General features: G+C 62.6%; 13 protein-coding genes and 4 tRNA genes. 6 read left to right on the forward strand and 11 right to left on the reverse strand.

Translation table 11 applies throughout. The features are described 5' to 3' along the window. The first annotated feature begins 58 nt into the window (after positions 1-58). Entirely contained in the window at positions 59-1,078 is a 1,020-nt protein-coding gene (locus tag ASF04_RS20610; protein ID WP_056146120.1) for an SDR family oxidoreductase, read from the forward strand. Between the two features lie 2 nt (positions 1,079-1,080). Further along, entirely contained in the window at positions 1,081-2,055 is a 975-nt protein-coding gene (locus ASF04_RS20615; RefSeq protein ID WP_056146124.1) for a Ku protein, read from the forward strand. A 28-nt stretch (positions 2,056-2,083) separates the two neighbouring features. Here ASF04_RS20615 and ligD read toward each other — a convergent pair whose 3' ends face one another. Beyond that, positions 2,084-4,810: a DNA ligase D gene (ligD, locus tag ASF04_RS20620; protein ID WP_056146128.1), complete on the reverse strand. Its 2,727-nt coding sequence runs from the start codon at positions 4,808-4,810 to the stop codon at positions 2,084-2,086. A gap of 156 nt (positions 4,811-4,966) precedes the next feature. Here ligD and ASF04_RS20625 point away from each other — a divergent pair, with 156 nt between their 5' ends. Continuing rightward, entirely contained in the window at positions 4,967-5,317 is a 351-nt protein-coding gene (locus ASF04_RS20625) for a hypothetical protein (RefSeq protein WP_056146131.1), read from the forward strand. Between the two features lie 100 nt (positions 5,318-5,417). Here the strand turns inward: ASF04_RS20625 and ASF04_RS20630 are convergent, their stop codons facing one another. From ASF04_RS20630 to ASF04_RS20650, 5 genes are all read right to left on the reverse strand, one after another. Continuing rightward, entirely contained in the window at positions 5,418-6,926 is a 1,509-nt protein-coding gene (locus ASF04_RS20630) for an efflux transporter outer membrane subunit (RefSeq protein WP_056146134.1), read from the reverse strand. A gap of 1 nt (position 6,927) precedes the next feature. Next, positions 6,928-10,122 (reverse strand): efflux RND transporter permease subunit, encoded by a 3,195-nt coding sequence (locus ASF04_RS20635; protein ID WP_056146137.1) that lies wholly within the window; start codon positions 10,120-10,122, stop codon positions 6,928-6,930. Between the two features lie 5 nt (positions 10,123-10,127). Further along, on the reverse strand, positions 10,128-11,378 hold the full coding sequence (locus tag ASF04_RS20640) for an efflux RND transporter periplasmic adaptor subunit (RefSeq protein WP_019919913.1): 1,251 nt from the start codon (positions 11,376-11,378) through the stop codon (positions 10,128-10,130). A 157-nt stretch (positions 11,379-11,535) separates the two neighbouring features. Beyond that, a complete protein-coding gene (locus ASF04_RS20645; RefSeq protein WP_056146138.1) occupies positions 11,536-12,432 on the reverse strand; it encodes an alpha/beta hydrolase in 897 nt (298 codons plus the stop codon). After that, complete coding sequence (locus ASF04_RS20650) at positions 12,429-12,638, reverse strand: hypothetical protein (protein WP_056146142.1); 210 nt, start codon at positions 12,636-12,638, stop codon at positions 12,429-12,431. Before ASF04_RS20650 ends, ASF04_RS20645 begins: the two co-directional genes overlap by 4 nt. A 147-nt stretch (positions 12,639-12,785) precedes the next feature. Between ASF04_RS20650 and ASF04_RS20655 the strand changes: the two genes are divergently transcribed. The 3 genes from ASF04_RS20655 to trbK all read left to right on the forward strand — a co-directional run bounded on the left by ASF04_RS20655 (position 12,786) and on the right by trbK (position 15,006). Continuing rightward, positions 12,786-13,751: a LysR family transcriptional regulator gene (locus ASF04_RS20655; protein ID WP_056146145.1), complete on the forward strand. Its 966-nt coding sequence runs from the start codon at positions 12,786-12,788 to the stop codon at positions 13,749-13,751. Further along, positions 13,748-14,722 carry a D-2-hydroxyacid dehydrogenase gene (locus ASF04_RS20660; protein WP_056146148.1) on the forward strand — a complete coding sequence of 325 codons (975 nt, stop codon included), beginning with the start codon at positions 13,748-13,750 and terminating at the stop codon, positions 14,720-14,722. The genes ASF04_RS20655 and ASF04_RS20660 overlap by 4 nt, the downstream gene beginning before the upstream one ends. Positions 14,723-14,790: 68 nt before the next feature. Next, positions 14,791-15,006: an entry exclusion lipoprotein TrbK gene (gene trbK / locus ASF04_RS20665; RefSeq protein ID WP_156368724.1), complete on the forward strand. Its 216-nt coding sequence runs from the start codon at positions 14,791-14,793 to the stop codon at positions 15,004-15,006. Positions 15,007-15,062: 56 nt separating this feature from the next. On the opposite strand, the gene ASF04_RS20670 is transcribed toward trbK, so the two are convergent. The 5 genes from ASF04_RS20670 to ASF04_RS20690 form a co-directional block, all read right to left on the reverse strand. Further along, positions 15,063-15,139, reverse strand: a tRNA-Arg gene (locus ASF04_RS20670). 136 nt (positions 15,140-15,275) lie between these two features. Further along, positions 15,276-15,352, reverse strand: a tRNA-Arg gene (locus tag ASF04_RS20675). A 136-nt stretch (positions 15,353-15,488) separates the two neighbouring features. Beyond that, a tRNA-Arg gene (locus ASF04_RS20680) sits at positions 15,489-15,565 on the reverse strand. Between the two features lie 50 nt (positions 15,566-15,615). Then, positions 15,616-15,692, reverse strand: a tRNA-Arg gene (locus ASF04_RS20685). A 227-nt stretch (positions 15,693-15,919) separates the two neighbouring features. Next, a complete protein-coding gene (locus ASF04_RS20690; protein WP_026636932.1) occupies positions 15,920-16,147 on the reverse strand; it encodes a hypothetical protein in 228 nt (75 codons plus the stop codon). Positions 16,148-16,304 lie beyond the last annotated feature (157 nt).

Consider the following 16,304-nt stretch of genomic DNA (forward strand, 5'->3'; position numbering starts at 1 on the left):
GCACCGTCATCGTAAGGGACGGCGCCAATACTGGCAGTTCATTGCAATCGGAGGCAGCATGGACAACCAGCATAATCGAGGTAACCGCAGCGGTAGTACCAACGGCACCGCCAGCCAGCAGCGCGAGATCCAGCAGCGTCAGGACCAGGCCGACCAAAAGAAAAAACAACGTTCGGGCGGCAGCCAGTCCGGCGAGCGTCAGGGACCGGTGCAAACTACCGACCATGACTACCCCGGCACGCCCCTGCCCGCGCAGCACCTGGCCAAGCCGGGGCTCGAAGCCCAGATGGAACTGCAACCGGAATTCATGGCCCCCGACTACCAGGGCAGCGGCAAGCTCGAAGGCATGGCCGCCATCATCACCGGCGGCGATTCGGGCATCGGCCGCGCCGTGGCGGTGCTGTATGCCCGAGAAGGCGCCGATGTCGCCATCGTCTATCTCGAGGAAGACCAGGATGCGATCGACACGAAGCGTTACGTGGAAGCGGAAGGCCGCAGCTGCCTCCTGATGCGCGGCGACGTGCGCGAGGCGCAATTCTGCCGCGAGGTGGCCGAACAGGTGCACAAGCGCTTCGGCCGCCTCGACATCCTGGTCAACAACGCCGCATTCCAGGAGCATGCCGAGAAAATCACCGACCTCACCGAGGAACGGTTCGACATGACCATGAAAACCAATGTGTATGGCTACTTCCACATGGCCAAGGCGGTGGTGCCCTTCCTGAAAAAAGGCGGATCGATCATCAACACCGGTTCGGTAGTGGGCCTCAAAGGCTCGGCCCACCTGATCGACTACTCGACCACCAAGGGTGCGATCCACGCTTTTACCATGTCGCTGGCGTCGAACCTGCTGGAGCTGGGCATCCGCGTCAATGCGGTGGCGCCCGGCCCGGTCTGGACGCCGCTCAATCCGGCCGACCAGTCGCCCGACAAGATCACCGAATTCGGCGCGCAGGCCGACATGCGCCGTCCGGCCCAGCCGCAGGAGCTCTCACCCGCTTACGTGTTCCTGGCTGCGCCTTCATGCGCGAGCTACATCACCGGCATCGTGCTGCCGGTAACCGGTTCGGTGGGGAGCTGACCGTGGCCGCCCGCGCGTTGTGGAAAGGCGCCATCAGCTTTGGCCTGGTGCACATCCCGGTGGACCTGTACACGGCCGTGCAGGAGCACGACCTCGACCTGTCGATGCTGGACCGGCGCGACTTTTCGCCCGTGGGCTACAAGCGCTATAACAAGAAGAACGGCAAGGACGTCGATTGGGACGATATCGTCAAGGGCTACGAGTACGAAGACGGCGAGTACGTAGTGCTGTCGGACGAAGACCTCAAGCGCGCCAACGTGGAGGCCACCGGCACCATCGACATCCAGGCCTTTGTCGATGCGGCCGACGTGCCGCTCACCTATTACGAGCACCCCTATTATCTGGCGCCTTCTAAGGGCGGCGCCAAGGTGTATGCTCTGCTGCGCGAAACACTGCGCAAGGCCGGCAAGATCGCCATCGCCACGGTGGTGATCCGCACCAAGCAACACCTGTGCGCGCTGGTGTGCATGGACGACAAGATCGTGCTCAATACGCTGCGGTTCGAGACCGAGATCCGCGACAGCGAAGACCTCAAGCTGCCACCCGTCACGCTCAAGGGCGCCGGCATCAGCGACAAGGAATTGAACATGGCGCTGTCGCTGGTCGAAGGCATGACCGAGGAATGGAAGCCGTCGCAATACCACGACACCTACAAGGAAGACGTGATGGCGCTGATCAAGAAAAAGATCAAGGCTGGCCAGACCAAGACCCTCACCGCACCGGAACCGGAACGCAAGGCGCCCAAGTCGTCGAACGTGGTGGATTTGGTGGCATTGCTGCAGGACAGCCTGGGCAAGCGGCCGGGCAAAGCGCCCGCCAAGGCCAGACCGGCTGCTGCAGACGAAGATGAGGCGGAAGAAAAGGCGCCGGCGCCGCGCAAGCGGGCTGCCGCTGCCAAGTCGGCCCCTGCCAAAGCCAAGGCGGCGGCGCCTCGCAAGCCTGCGGCCAAGTCATCGACTGCGCGCAAGGCGGCTTGACGCAATGGCTGGACGAGAACGGTGCTCCTCACTTCTCCGGTTTAAAGTCGAGCATCTTCATCGCCGGCGCCAGTCCCTTGGCGGCCTTGGCATAGCCGTCCCACGGCGCATTGCCCACGTCCAGCCGCGTGTGCACAGTGGCGACCGTCCAGTGGTCGCCGCCGCGCAGCTCGCCCAGTTCTTCCCAGCTCACGGGCACCGAAATCCCCAGCCCGGGCCGCGCCCGCGCCGACCAGGCGCACGCGGTGGTGGACCCGCGACCGTTGCGCAGGTAATCGATAAAGATCTTCCCTACCCGGTTGCTCGGTCCACTTTTGAGCACGAAGCGCTCGGGAATATTCTGCGCCATGTGCGCGACAATCGCCTGCGAGAACCCCTTCACGTCATCCCAGCCGTAACCGGGCTTGATTGGCACCACCACGTGCAGCCCCTTGCCGCCGCTGGTTTTTAAAAATGCCGGCAAGCCCAGGTGATCGAGGAAGGCCTTCATCAGGGTGGCCGCCTCCTGCACCTGCTTCCAGTCCACGCCCTTGCCAGGGTCTAGGTCGAACACCATGCGATTGGGCTTGTCGTACGACGCGGCATTGGCGTTTTGCGTGTGCAGTTCCACCATGTTCCACTGCGCTGCCGACAGCAAGCCCTTTTGCGTCGCAACTTCCAGCATCGGCGCGTGCCCGGGATCGAGCGACTGCTTGAGGTTCTTGACGCCGTCCATTTTGTCGGTATCGGCGTGCTTCTGGAAAAACAGCTCGCCACCGACGCCTGCCGGCGCGCGCACCAGCGAGACGGGACGGCCTTTCAGGTGCGGCAGCATCAGCGCGCCCACCAGCGCGTAATAGCGCACCAGGTCGATCTTGGTGGCGCCGGTTTGCTTGTCGATCACGCGATCTGCGTTGGTGACCTTGAGAGATGCGGGCAGCTTGCACGCCACCATCGGTTCAGTATCGGTATCTGTCACAGCTTGTTCCTCCTTCAGGTGCGCAGGCAGCTCACGCACGATGGACGTGGCCTGCTTGTCCTTGCGCAGTCCCTTGAAGACCGCGTGCCGGATCGAACCGGCGCTGGTCCATTCGCCGAACGCCACTTCCGCCACCAGCGTGGGCTTGAGCCAGTGCGCTTTGCGGTCGATCTCGCGGCTCGGCGCAAACGGGCTTTTTTCGACCGCCAGCTTGTCCATTTTCGCCTTCAGGTCGCGCAAGGCAGCGCCATCGAAGCCGCTGCCCACATTGCCGGCGTAGCGCAATGTTCCGTCGGCGTCGTAGGTGCCCAGCAGCAGCGAACCAAAGCCGCTGCGCGCGCCCTGCGGATCGGTATAGCCGCCGATGACGAACTCTTGGCGCTGGCCGCATTTGAGCTTGATCCAGCTGCCGCTGCGCCGCGCCGTGTAAGACGCATCGCGCCGTTTGCCGATAATGCCTTCGAGGCCCATGCTGCACGCGGCGGCAATCATGTCCTCCGGCGCTGCGGCCAGTGCGGCGCTGTAGCGTACCGTGTCGCTGGGGCGTTGATCGAGCACCGCTTGCAGCTGCGCGCGGCGTTGTTCGAGCGGCGTGTCGCGCAGGTCGCGGCCATCGAGGTATGGCGCGTCGAACAGAAAGTAGACGACGTCGCCCGGGGCGTTGGCGTCAAAGGCGTTTTGCAGCAGGCCGAAGTCGGGTCGGCCCTCGTCGTTGTGCACGACGATTTCGCCGTCGTACCAGCCGGGCGGCAGCTTCATGCTGGCCAGTGCCTTTTGTAAGGGCTGCAGCTTGTGGGTCCAGTCGTTGCCGTTGCGGGTAATCAGGCGGATATCCTTGCCATCGATGCGCGCCAGAATGCGGTAGCCGTCGAACTTGATTTCAAACAGCCAGTCGTCACGGTTCGACGGTGGGCCGTCCACCAGCGTGGCCAGTTGTGGCGACAGTTTTTCGGGCAGCGCGACTTTGGGTGGCGCCTTGCCCGCTTTTGCCGGTGTGGCTGCCGTTGCGACGCTGCTGCCGCTGTTGCCCTGAGCCGCCTCGGCGGCATCGTTGGCCTTGGCCGCTTTCGTGGCCTTGACAGTCTTCGTGGCCTTGACAGTCTTCGTGGCCTTGACAGTCTTCGTGGCGTTGCTGGCCTTGGCCGCTTTCGTGGCTTTGCTGGCCTTGGCCGCCTTTGTCGCTGCGGTGCCGGGGCCGGTATCGGACGCCTTTGCTGCCGCCGGCGTCAACCTGCCCGCCCCCTCGGGCATTGGCAGCGCCTTCACGCTGTCGGGCATTTCATCGATCACGGAAAATTCGGTGGCCGGCCGCGCATAATCATCCTTCTCCTTGATCAGCAGCCACGGCTCCTGCTTTTCGCCCTTGCCGCGCATGCGCACCAGTACCCAGCGGCCGCGCAGCTTGTGGCCGTGCAGCGTGAACTTGAGGTTGCCGGCGGCGAGGCCCTTGCGCGGATCATCGTGCGGCTGCCAGCTGCCCTTGTCCCAGATGATCACCTTTCCGGCCCCGTATTGCTTGGCCGGGATCGTGCCTTCGAAGTCGTTGTACGAAATCGGGTGGTCTTCCACGTGCACGGCCATGCGCTTGTCGTGGGTGTCGTAGCTGGGGCCCTTGGGCACGGCCCAGCTCATCATCACGCCGTCGAGTTCCAGGCGGAAGTCGTAGTGGAGGCGGCTGGCCCAGTGTTTCTGGATCACGAACGCCAGGTGCTCACCGCCCTCGGCGCCGCCTTCGGCCGGTTCCGGGGTGATGGTGAAGTCGCGCTTGGACTTGTAGGTTTTGAGGGAGGCTGTCATTCCTCCAGCGTAGGCCCGGCGCTGCTTGGACTCTGTGCGATGGCGAACATGTAAGCGATTGTAAAGGCCGTCAACGACGGCGAATCGGGCCGCGTTTTACGCTCAGAGACACGGGAATAGTCCCGGGCCCTATCAACCGAAACGAGGAACTTCATCATGAAAAAACTTATCGCTACCGTGATCGCCGGCCTGTTCGCTACCGCAGCTTTCGCTCAAACGCCTGCTACTACCCCGGCTGCACCAGCTGCTGCCAAGGCCGAAGCGAAAGAAGCCAAGGCTGATGCCAAAGCTACCGCCAAGGAAACCAAGGCCCATATCAAGGCCGATGCCAAAGCCGCCAAGGCAGAAGCCGAAGCCAACAAGGACGTCGCCGTAGCGCAGGCCGATGCCAAAGCCGACAAGGCCGACGCCCACGCCAAGGCCCACAAAACCAAGGCCAAAGCCCACGAAAAAGCGGTGAAAGCCGATGCAGCGGTCACCCCTGCCCCGGTTACCCCAGCCAAGTAATTCATCTCCATTCAGCCCCGTACCGGGGTTGAAGCGTGAAGTAAAAACGGACCCTCGCGGGTCCGTTTTTACGTTGAGACCTTCTCGGGTCTTGTCGCCGTTACTGCTGCGCCACCGTCTGCACGGTCGGGCTGTCCCAGCCGCCGCCCAGCGCCCGGATCAGCGCCACCGTGGTTACTGCGCGGTTGCCGCGCAGTTGCACCGCCGTGCGCTCCACCGCTGCCAGGTTGCGCTGCGCGTCCAGCAGGTCGATATAGCTCGACCGGCCTGCCGCGTACAGTTTTTGCGCCAGGTCGGCCGAACGGCGCGCCGACACCAGCGCCGCTTCCATCTGCGCGGTTTGTCCGGCCAGGATGCGCAGGCCGGCCAGGTTGTCTTCCACCTCGGCGAATGCCACCAGTACGCTCTGGCGATACGCGCCGACCGATTCTTCCAGCGCACCTTCGCTGCGCGTGATGTTGGCCTTGTTGCGGCCGCCGTCGATGATCGGCATCGACATCAGCGCACCCAGCACCCACGAACGGCTGCTCCACTCGAACACGTTCGAGAACGACTGCGCCGCCGCACCGCCGCCGGTGGCGCTCAGGTTCAGCGCCGGGAACATGGCCGACCGGGCCACACCGATGCGGGCGTTGGCCGCTTCCATGGTGCGCTGCGCGGCAGCGATGTCGGGACGGCGCTCGAGCAGCGACGACGGCAGGCCGGCCGGTACCACCGGCAGCAGCGCGGTGTCGAGCAGCGGGCTGGCGCCGGCCGTGTAGCTGGCCGCCGGTTTGCCCAGCAGGACGGCCAGAGCATGCTCGGCCGTCACGCGCTGGCGTTGCAGGCCGATCGCTTCGGACCGCACTGTCGCCAGTTCGGTCTCGGCGCGCGACAGGTCGAATTCACCGATATCGCCCAGGTCGAAGCGGCGCTGGTTGACCTTCACATCCTCTTCCCGCGTTTGCACGGTGCGGGCCAGGGTTTCCAGTTCGGCGTCGGTGGCGCGCAGACGGAAATACGTCTGCGCCACGTCGGCTTGCACCGACAGCAGCACCGAGCGGTACGTCGCTTCGACCGAGGCGGCGTCGTTGCGGGCCGCCGCCACGTTGGACGACACGCGGCCGAACAGGTCGATCTCGTAGCTGGCCGACAGGTTGGCGCTGTAAGCGTTACCGGGACGGACCGGTGTGCCGTCCGGCAGGCCGAGCGACGGCGCCGAAGCGCGCTGGCGCTGGGCGCCGAGGTTGGCGCCTACTTGCGGAATGCGGTCCGCTTCGGCCACGCCGGCAATCGCGCGGGCCTGCTTGACGCGTGCGGCCGCCACGGCCAGGTTGGCGTTGGCGCGGGTGGCTTCGGCGATCAGCTCATTCAAAGCGGTATCGTTGAAGGCGAGCCACCATTCGCCGCGCGGCTGCGCTTCGGCGGCTTGCGCCTGTTTCCAGGTGCTGCCGTCGGCAGCGGTCTGGATGTGGGTGGCCACTTCCGACGGCACCGGCGCCTGCGATTCCTTGAAGGCGGTCGGCACGTCGATGGCCGGTTGCTTGAACTCGGGTGCGGCGCATGCGGTCATCAGCAATGCGGCCAGCACGGGAGCCACGCCTTTGGCGATCATCTGCAGCTTGTTCATATTAGTGGGTCCCTTCCAGTTTTGGTGCGGTGACGACGGTCTCGCCGGTCACCACGGTTTTCTTGCGTTCCAGCCTGACCGACAGTTTGCGCAGCAGGACGTAGAACACGGGCGTCAGGAACAAGCCGAAGAAGGTCACGCCCAGCATGCCGGCAAACACCGCCACGCCCATCGCATGACGCATTTCCGAACCGGCGCCGCTCGAGAACACCAGTGGCAGCACGCCCATGATGAAAGCGATCGACGTCATCAGGATCGGACGCAGACGCAGGCGGCACGATTCCAGCGCCGCTTCCACGATGGTGCGGCCGTGCAGTTCCAGTTCGCGGGCGAATTCCACGATCAGGATCGCGTTTTTCGACGCCAGCCCCACCAGCACGAACAGGGCGATCTGGGTAAACACGTTGTTGTCGCCAGCGGTCAGCTTCACGCCGATCAGGGCGCACAGGATCGACATCGGCACGATCAGGATCACGGCCAGCGGCAGGGTCCAGCTTTCGTATTGGGCAGCCAATACCAGGAATACCAGCAGCACGCACAGCGGGAACACGTACATCATGGTGTTACCGGACAGGATGTCCTGGTAGACCAGTTCCGTCCATTCATACGAGATACCCTTCGGCAGCACTTCCTCGACGATTTTGGTCATCTCGGCCTGCGCTTCGCCCGACGACACGCCAGGGGCCGGTGCGCCGTTGATCTCGGCGGCGACGAAGGCGTTATAACGCTGCACGCGGTCCGGGCCATAGCTGTCTTTCACGCGCATCAGCGACGACAGCGGGATCATTTCGCCACGGTCGTTGCGGACCTTGAGCTGGCCCATGTCTTCGGCGTGCGAGCGGAACTGCTGGTCGGCCTGCACGCGCACCTGGTAGGTACGGCCAAACTGGTTGAAGTCGTTCACGTACAGCGAACCGAGGTTGATCTGCAAGGTCTGGTAGATCGTGTTGAGCGGCACACCGAGCTGCTTGGCTTTCACGCGATCGACGTCGGCGAACAATTGCGGCACGTTGATCTGGTAGCTCGAGAACACGCCAGCGAGTTTCGGGTTGGTCGCAGCCTTCGCTTGCACCGCCTGCACCGCTTTATACAGCGCGTCGTAACCGAGGTTGTCGCGGTCTTCCAGCATCAGCTTGAAGCCACCGGTGGTACCGAGGCCGTTGACCGGCGGCGGCGGCAGCACCATCACGAACGCACCTTCGATGGCGCCCATGCGCTTGTTGATTTCGCCGGCGATCGCTTCGGCCGACTGCTCCTTGCCGGTGCGCTCGTGGAAGTCCGACAGGCCCACGAACACGATACCGGCGTTCGGCGCATTGGTGAAACCGTTGATCGACAGGCCCGGGAATGCGATCGAGTTGGCCACGCCAGGGATGTCCTTGGCGATGTCCGACATCTTGCGGATCACGGCGTCGGTACGGTCGAGCGAGGCGGCATCAGGCAGCTGGGCAAAGCCGATCAGGTACTGCTTGTCCTGCGCCGGCACGAAGCCCGGCGGCACGACCTTGAACATGAAACCGGCAGCGACGGCCAGCACGGCGTACACCACCAGCGAACCACCCTTGCGTTTCAGGACGCCGGTCACGCCTTTTTCATAGTTGTTCGACGCGCGGTTGAAGAAGCGGTTGAACCAGCCGAAGAAGCCGCCGAATACCTTGTCCATGCCACGTGTGACGATGTCTTTCGGGGCGTCGTGCGGTTTCAGCAGGGCTGCAGCAAGGGCCGGGGCCAGGGTCAGCGAGCTGAATGCCGAAATCACGGTGGAAATCGCAATGGTCAGCGCGAACTGCTTGTAGAACTGGCCGGACAGGCCGGAAACGAAAGCGATCGGCACGAACACGGCGCACAGCACCAGGGCAATCGCAATGATCGGACCACTGACTTCTTTCATCGCCTGGATCGTCGCATCATGCGGCGACAGGCCGTCGTGGATGTTACGTTCCACGTTTTCCACCACCACGATCGCATCATCGACCACGATACCGATGGCCAGCACCAGGCCGAACAGCGACAGCGTATTGATCGAGAAGCCGAAGGCCAGCATCACTGCAAAGGTACCCACCACCGATACCGGCACGGCCAGCAGCGGAATGATCGAGGCGCGCCAGGTTTGCAGGAAGATGATCACGACCAGCGCCACCAGCACGATCGCTTCGATCAGCGTGTGGATCACCGACTTGATCGATTCGCGCACGAACTGGGTCGGGTCATAGACGATGTCATACGCCACTCCCTCCGGGAAGTCTTTCGACAGGCGTTCCATGGTGGACCGTACGTCGGCCGACAGTTGCAGCGCGTTGGCGTTCGGCGCTTCGAAAATCGGAATCGCGGCAGCCGACTTGTTGTTCAGTAGCGAGCGCAGTGCGTACGAGTTCGACCCCATCTCCAGGCGCGCCACGTCCTTGAGCAGCGTGACAGCGCCGTCGGCGCTGGCCTTGACGATGATGTTGCCGAATTCTTCCTCGCTTTGCAGGCGGCCGTGGGTGTTGACGGTGAGCTGGAAGTCCGCGCCCTTGCTCGGGCCCTGGCCAATCACACCTGCCGCGACCTGCACGTTCTGCTCGCGGATCGCATCGACGATGTCGCCGGCAGTCATGCCGCGCGCAGCGACTTTTTGCGGATCGAGCCATACACGCATGGCGTAATCGCCGGAACCGAACAGCTGCACCTCGCCCATGCCGGGCAGGCGCGCCAGTTGATCCTTGACGTTCAGCACCGCGTAGTTACGCAGGTACAGGTCGTCGTAGCGGCCATTGGGCGACAGCAGGTGGACCACCATGGTCAGATTGGGCGACGACTTGACGGTCGTCACGCCGATCTGGCGCACTTCTTCCGGCAGCCGTGGCAAGGCGCGCTGGACGCGGTTCTGCACCTGCGTTTCAGCCTGCTCGACGTTGGTGCCGATCTTGAAGGTGACGGTCAGCGCTAGGGCGCCGTCGGACGTGTTTTGCGAGGACATGTACAGCATGTTCTCGACGCCGTTGATCTGCTCTTCCAGTGGCGCGGCCACGGTTTCGGCGATGATCTTGGGGTTGGCGCCCGGGTACTGCGCGCGCACCACCACCGATGGCGGCACCACGTCCGGGTACTCGGAGATCGGCAGCTTGAAGATCGAAATCAGGCCGGCCACAAAAATAATGATCGACAGGACGGCCGAGAAAATCGGCTTGTCGACAAAAAATCGGGAGATGTTCATTTTAATTATTCCTTGGTAGTGCCGGCTTTCGCATCAGCGACTGCGGCGACTTTTTCATCTTTTTTGGCTTCCGGCTGCGCCACGTTGGCGGCCAGCGGATCGGCGTCCATCGCCACCATGGTCGGCGTGATCGGTGCGCCGGGGCGCACGCGCTGCAGGCCGTTGACGACAATCTTCTCGCCGGTTTTCAGGCCGGAGCGCACCACGCGCAGGCCATCGACCTGCGGGCCCAGCGTGACCGGACGGTACTCGGCCTTGTTGCCGGCACCGACCACGAACACGAACTTGCGATTCTGGTCGGTGCTCACGGCGCGGTCGTTGATCAGCATGACCGGCTTGGCGCCGGTCGAACCGGCCAGTTGCACGCGGGCGAACAGGCCAGGTACCAGCGAACCGTCGTCATTGGCCAGGCGGGCACGCATGCGCACCGAACCGCTACGCGCATCGAGCTGGTTGTCGACGAATTCGAGCTTGCCTTCGTGCGGGAAGCCTTCTTCGTTGGCCAGGCCGATACGCACCACGGCCGGCTGGCCCTTGTGGGCGGCGGCGCCCACGCGCAAATAGGTTTCTTCGTCGCCGTCGAACGACGCGTAGATGTTTTCCAGCGAGACCACGGAAGTCAGCACGGCCGACGCATCGACCAGGTTGCCCAGCGTGATTTCCGCTTTCGACACGCGGCCGCTGATTGGCGACGTCACGCGCGTGTAATCGACATTGAGCTTGGCCGCTTCGTACTGGGCCTGGGCGGCGCGGGCATCGGCGTCGAGCTGCTTGAAGTTGGACGAACGCTCGTCGAATTCGCGCTGGGCGATGGCTTTATCGGCCAGCAGCTTTTCGGCACGGTTCATTTCGAGCTTGGCCAGTTCGGCCTTGGCGCGCGCCGAACCGGCAGCCGCTTCGGCGCGGTTGGCTTCTGCCTGGAATGGACGGGCGTCGATCACGAACAGCACGTCGCCCTTTTTCACCTGGCTGCCCGGCTTGAAGTTGATCGCGGTAATAAAACCGGCCACGCGTGGACGGATCTGCACCTGCTCGATCGCTTCGAGGCGGCCCGAGAATTCCTGGGTTTCGGTCAGCGTCTTCTCGACCACCGCCGCGGCGGACACCGGCGGGCCGCCTTGCGGCGCGCCCTGGGCCTGGGCATTCTTGCTGTTGGCTTCTTCGCAACCGGTGAGGCCAATGGTGGCCAGGCCCGCCAGCGCCATGGCGGCGGCCAGCGGCCCTGCCAGAGCGGTCATTTGTTTAATGGTTTTCATTTTATATCCTTTTTGAATGAAAATTATTAATAGAAAGGGCGGCGCCGGGCGCAAGCACGGACGTAGCACGAAAAACAAGACAACAAGAGTCGGGCGCCCCGCCGGCAAGCCAGTGGGGACGTGAAGGGTACTAATCAGGTATCAGACGTACGGGCAGCTATTCCTGTGACAACGGTGCCGCGTCGGCGCGGTCCAAACCGGCGATAAAGGTGGCGATCTCGCCGAGCGCGATGCACTTGCACGCGCACTCGTTGCGCTCGCCCGCTTCGGACTGCAGCGCGGGGGGCATGCGGATCACCGATGTCTTGACGCCGTTGGCAATCAGCTTGGCGCCATACTGTTCGGCCTCATCCCGCAGCGGATCGTCCTCGGCGGACAGGATCAGGGCGGGGGCCAGGTTTTTCAGGCGGCTCGACTGCAGCGGCGACGCATACGGGTGGGTGCGGTCGGCGCAGTTGGGCAGGTAGCCGGCGTAGGCGGCAGCGCAGGCATCGGCCACTTCCAGCAGTTCCGGCGCCTGCTGCATTTCGCGCATCGAGCAGGTGGTGAGGCCAGGGTCGAGCATGGGCATGATCAGGATCTGGCCAGCCAGTGCCGGGCCGCCACGGTCGCGCGACATCAGCGCGCAGACCGCGGCCAGGTTGGCGCCAGCTTCGATGCCGCACACCAGCAGGCGCTTGCCGGTCCATGCCGCCTTGGCCTTGTTCTTCTTGGCCCAGTTGAGCACCGCGTGGGCATCTTCCACCGCTGCGGGGAACGAACGTTCGGTGGCCAGCGTGTAGCTCGAGGACAGCACGGCAACGTGCGGATTGTCGTCGGCCATATGGCGCAGGAAAATGTCGGCGCCTTCCAGGTCGCCGCCCACGAAACCGCCCGGGTGGAAGAACACCAGCAGGGTGTCGCGCTTGCCGGCACCGCGTTCGCCTGAATCACCACTGGTGTACAGGCGTGCCGCGAGCGGGCCTTCGGCGCCGCCCACTTCCAGCGCCCGCACCTTGATGCGGTCGGACAGTTCGGGCAGCGGCTGCTCTGCCGGGTTCATTTGAGCGCTCATCGGGTGACCGTCAAGACGTCGCTGGCGACCAGCGAGGTGTCGGCACATGCCAGCACGTCGCCGCTGGCCACCTCGGTCAGGGCACGAACGCCTTGCACTTCGGCCTTGGCCGTCTGCATATAGGCATCGGTGGAGACGACGCCCGCCAGCATGACCGTGGTCAGCGCAACGGCGATCGTGGCAAAAATTCCATCCCGATTTTTCATGATTGATCCTTTCCTTCAACTGTGGCCTGCCGCCGGAATCATTTCTTTTTCTTTGTGCAGTACAGCAATCTTAAACATGTTCTACAATCCGATAAAGACGGCAAAACTGAATTGATTGTTCAGAATCTTGAACAATGGGAGTATTACATGAATAAACTACAAGCGATGGAAGTTTTTGTGGAGGTGGTGGACACCGGCGGCTTCACGCGTGCGGCGGAAAACCTGCACTTGCCCAAAGCCACCGTCTCGACCTTGATCGCGTCGCTGGAAACCGCGCTGTCGGTCAAGCTGCTGCACCGGACCACGCGCCACGTGAGCGTCACCGCCGACGGCGCCGCCTATTATGAACGCTGCCTGCGTATCCTGTCCGATGTGCGCGACGCCGAGGAATCGCTTTCGCGCACGCGCCTGAGCCCCAGCGGGCGGCTGCGGGTGGATGTACCCACCGGCCTGGCGCACGACGTGCTGATCCCTGCCATGCCCGATTTTTTCACGCGCTACCCGGACATCCAGATGGAGATGGGGTGCAGCGACCGCAGCGTGGACCTGATCGAGGAAGGCGTCGATTGCGCGGTGCGCGGCGGCCAGTTGGTCGATTCGAGCCTGATCGCACGCCGCGTGGGCATGCTCAATTTTATTACGTGCGCGGCGCCATCCTATTTGCAGCGCCAGGGCGTTCCCGTGCATCCGCAGGAATTGCTGCAGCACCAGTGCGTCAATTATTTTTCGTCGCGCAGCGGTAAACTCCTCGACTGGGACTTTACCCGCGACGGCGAACGGCTGCAGGTCACCCTCCCCGGCCTGATCGCCGTCAACGACACCAACGCCTATATCGCGGCCGGCGTGGCGGGACTGGGCATCATCCAGACCCCTGGCTTCGTGATCGAGGCGATGCTGGCCGACGGGCGCCTCACCACCATTCTCGACGACTGGACCATCGATCCGTTGCCGGTGCACGTGGTGTACCCGCAAAACCGCCACCTGTCGGCCAAGGTGCGGGTATTCGTGGAGTGGGTCGCCGAACTGTTTGCCAACCACCCGGGCATGCGCCTGCCGAAAGCGCCGCCGCCAGCGGCGCGCACCGCGCCCTCACCATTGGAGTTAGCCGTATGACCTCTGTAACTGATGATCAACACCGTATTGTTTTCCTCGACCGCGACAGCGTCATCGCCAACGTGCGCAAGCCGTCGTTTGCGCACGCGTGGAGCGAGTATCCGGCCACCAAAGCGGCCGACGCGGTCGCACGCCTGCGCGACGCCCGCGCCACCATCGCCATCACCAACAAGGTGCCGCTGCGCGCGGACGCGCTGGACCAGTTGCCCGACCTGAAAATGATCGCGGTATCGGCCACCGGCACCGACATCATCGACCTGGCCGCATGTCGCGCGCGCGGCATCACCGTCGCCAACATCCGCAACTACGCGGTCAACACGCTGCCCGAGCACACCTTCGCGCTGATGCTGGCGCTGCGCCGGCAACTGATGGCGTACCGCGCCGACATCGAGGCGGGCCTGTGGCAAAAGGCCGAACAATTCTGCCTGTTCGGCCATCCGATTGCCGACCTGGCCGGCAGCCGCCTGGGCCTGGCCGGCTACGGCGCGCTGGGCAAATCGGTGGCAGCCATCGCGCGCGCGTTCGGCATGGATGTGGTGGTGTTCAACCGGTCGCCGGTCGAGGACGAAGGTGTTGCGCAGGTGTCGTGGGACGAGCTGCTGGAAACGTCTGACGTACTGAGTTTGCACCTGCCGTTGAACGACAAGACCCGCAACATGATCGGCGCCTCGGAGCTGGTACGCATGAAGCGCAGCGCCCTGTTGATCAACACCGCGCGCGGCGGCCTGGTGGACGAACAGGCGCTGGCCGACGCGCTGCGCGCCGGCGTAATCGGCGGCGCCGGCTTCGACGTGCTGACGCAGGAACCGCCGCCAGCCGACAACCCGCTGCTCAACCTGCGCTTGCCGAATTTTATTCTCACGCCCCATTCGGCGTGGGCCAGTACGCAGGCGATGCAGGTGCTGGCGGACCAGTTGATCGACAACGTGGAAGCCTGGGCGGCGGGCGCTCCGCGCAACGTGGTGGCATAAGCCGGAGGAGAAGACAGGGCGCCTGATTAACCTTCGGGCGCCAGTATTCAAATACTAGAGGAGCGGCATTGAAAATCCAACCCAGTACGGTGATGACCTTGATTGCAGTGGTGCTGCTGTCGGCGTGGGCCTGGCACCAGCTTGGCAAGACGCCGAAAGTGCCGGAGGCAACGGCTGCCAATTGTTCGCAGGAAGCGATCCGCGCGGTGGCGGATTCGATTGAGCGGGCGATCCTGTCGGGGCGCTGCGCAAAGCAGGCGGCCCCGGCCAAACCCGAAAACTAAGGAATAAAGAAAAAAGGCCTGACGATCACTCATCAGGCCTTTCATCTTACGAATTTTGGTGCGGCTGGCAGGAATCGAACCCACGACCCCTTGGTTCGTAGCCAAGTACTCTATCCAGCTGAGCTACAGCCGCGAAAGACAACATTGTAACAGCATCCAGTCGTCCGGTGAAGCTGCCGAGAGAGGAAATTTTCATTTACTTTCAAGGGCTTACACTTAAAGAAAAAGGGCCTGATGATTACTCAACAGGCCCCTTCACTTACGAATTTTGGTGCGGCTGGCAGGAATCGAACCCACGACCCCTTGGTTCGTAGCCAAGTACTCTATCCAGCTGAGCTACAGCCGCGAAAAACAACATTGTAACAGCGTTTCGACATCTGGTGAAGCTGTCGAGAGAGGAAATTTTCATTTACTTTCAGGCGCTTACACTTAAAGAAAAAGGGCCCGACGATCACTCATCAGGCCCTCCCACTTACGAATTTTGGTGCGGCTGGCAGGAATCGAACCCACGACCCCTTGGTTCGTAGCCAAGTACTCTATCCAGCTGAGCTACAGCCGCGTAAAACAAGATATTAACAGCGTTTTCTTGTCTGGTAAAACATGAATTTTTGGTGCGGCTGGCAGGAATCGAACCCACGACCCCTTGGTTCGTAGCCAAGTACTCTATCCAGCTGAGCTACAGCCGCCAAAATTTCATGTGCAACATTGTATCAGATAAACTTTATTTTGCAAAGTCCGACATTTCTATCGATTTGTTTGCCTGGCGCACGAAACACCGAACAAACCCTGTACAAAAACCTTACCCTTACTTTGCTGCACTTCTCTCGTCCAGCATGCCGTTCGAAAGAAGCAGCATTATAGGGACGGATTCCGCGCTTGTCCACCCGTAAATTGCGATCGCCTCATACGCCATTCAAACGCCATATTCGGCAGCCGCCTTCGCCGTCCACAATGCTTCGTTGTAGGACGGATACGGCTGGCCATAACAATCGATGGCGCCGCCGTCGCCGATGAACTTGATCCACCACCCCTGCTCGTCCTCGATCAGACCGATGTCGCCGGCTTTGCAAACTTGCAGCAACTGCTCGCCGGCACCGAGCACGACGATCTTGACGCCCCGGTGTTTAACTATTGTCGTCATGATTCCTCCTGGTTAATCGAATGCCTGCCGTGCACTGCAACATGAGCAAAAAAGCATACCATTCACGCCACTTATCGCGATCATCATGAATAAAAATTTGCATTCGTTTGCGCATTGCAGCATTATTGAGCTGTCTCCTCTATTCTCCTCCAAGGAA

This window comes from Duganella sp. Leaf61, from assembly GCF_001421905.1.
Taxonomy (GTDB): domain Bacteria; phylum Pseudomonadota; class Gammaproteobacteria; order Burkholderiales; family Burkholderiaceae_D; genus Rugamonas; species Rugamonas zoogloeoides.